Source organism: Vibrio sp. Vb0598 (genome assembly GCF_033338935.1).
GTDB classification, from domain to species: Bacteria; Pseudomonadota; Gammaproteobacteria; order Enterobacterales; family Vibrionaceae; genus Vibrio; species Vibrio alginolyticus.
Genome location: NZ_JAWOTP010000219.1, coordinates 1 through 1,148 on the forward strand (window position 1 = coordinate 1; position 1,148 = coordinate 1,148).

Annotated in this window: 1 protein-coding gene and 1 pseudogene; one reads left to right on the forward strand and one right to left on the reverse strand. The window is 46.3% G+C overall.

All coding sequences use genetic code 11. The features are described from left to right. On the forward strand, positions 1-629 hold a 629-nt coding region (locus tag R7Q38_RS24215; protein WP_318114619.1), incomplete at its 5' end, for an undecaprenyl-diphosphate phosphatase. 52 nt (positions 630-681) lie between these two features. Here R7Q38_RS24215 and cca read toward each other — a convergent pair. Beyond that, positions 682-1,148, reverse strand: a pseudogene (cca, locus tag R7Q38_RS24220) (multifunctional CCA tRNA nucleotidyl transferase/2'3'-cyclic phosphodiesterase/2'nucleotidase/phosphatase); the annotation flags it as partial.

A 1,148-nucleotide genomic window follows, 5' to 3' on the forward strand; every position in this document is an offset into this window, starting at 1 on the left:
TCCGCCACGAAGTGATCACTTTATTCCGAGCATTGTTTGCTTCGATCTTCAAAGGTGACCGCAGTAAAGAAGCAAAACTGGCATGGATGATCGTGATCGCGACTATTCCGGCGTGTGTGTTTGGTTTGCTGATGAAAGACGTTATCGAAGTCTACCTGCGCAGTGCCTATGTGATTGCGACAACCACCATCGTGTTCGGTTTGTTGCTTTGGTGGGTGGATAAGAATGCCAAGCTTGTTGCCGATGAGTACCAAACTGGCTGGAAGAAAGCGGTGTTTATTGGTATTGCTCAAGCACTTGCGATGATCCCTGGAACTTCACGTTCTGGCGCAACGATCACTGCCGCTCTATATTTGGGCTTCACTCGTGAAGCGGCAGCGCGTTTTTCATTTTTGATGTCGATTCCTATCATCACATTAGCTGGTAGCTACTTGGGTATGAAGCTGGTTACCAGCGGTGAGCCTGTGCACGTAGGCTTTTTGCTGACTGGTATGCTGACTTCATTTATTAGCGCATACATCTGTATCCACTTCTTCTTGAAGATGATTTCACGCATGGGCATGACGCCATTCGTGATTTACCGTCTGATTCTAGGTGTAGGCCTATTTGCATTCTTGCTTAGTGCTTAATCCTTGAAAACAAAAACGCCCGCTCAATTGAGCGGGCGTTTTTATTTTGGCGTTACTTATTTAACGCGACTTTGTCCGTTTCAATACGGCGTTTTTCTTGTTCATCACGAATAGCTGGACCTTTGAAGCCATCCTGAATGATGGCTTGCACATCTACTGATGCCGCTGCTTGATAGGCCAGCATAAAAATATCCGCTTGTGGATACGGTAGATCTTCTAAACCTTTGCGGCCTGCATGATCCGCTTGGCAGCAAATTAGAATGTCTTTTAGGCGCTCCGACTTGCGCCATACATCAAACTTGTTCAGGATTTTGATGACGGTTTGCGGCTTTAACTCAGCGGCGCGATGAATGTTGGAGTGTTGCTCGCAGACCATGAGCGCTAAATCTTTAAATTCATTCGGTACACGTACACGTTCGCACAGTTTTTTAATTAGCTTTAAACCGGTATGACAATGCATTTTATGGCTTGGCCATTCGCTCTCTGGTGTCACGCCTTTCCCTAAGTCATGCACCTGTG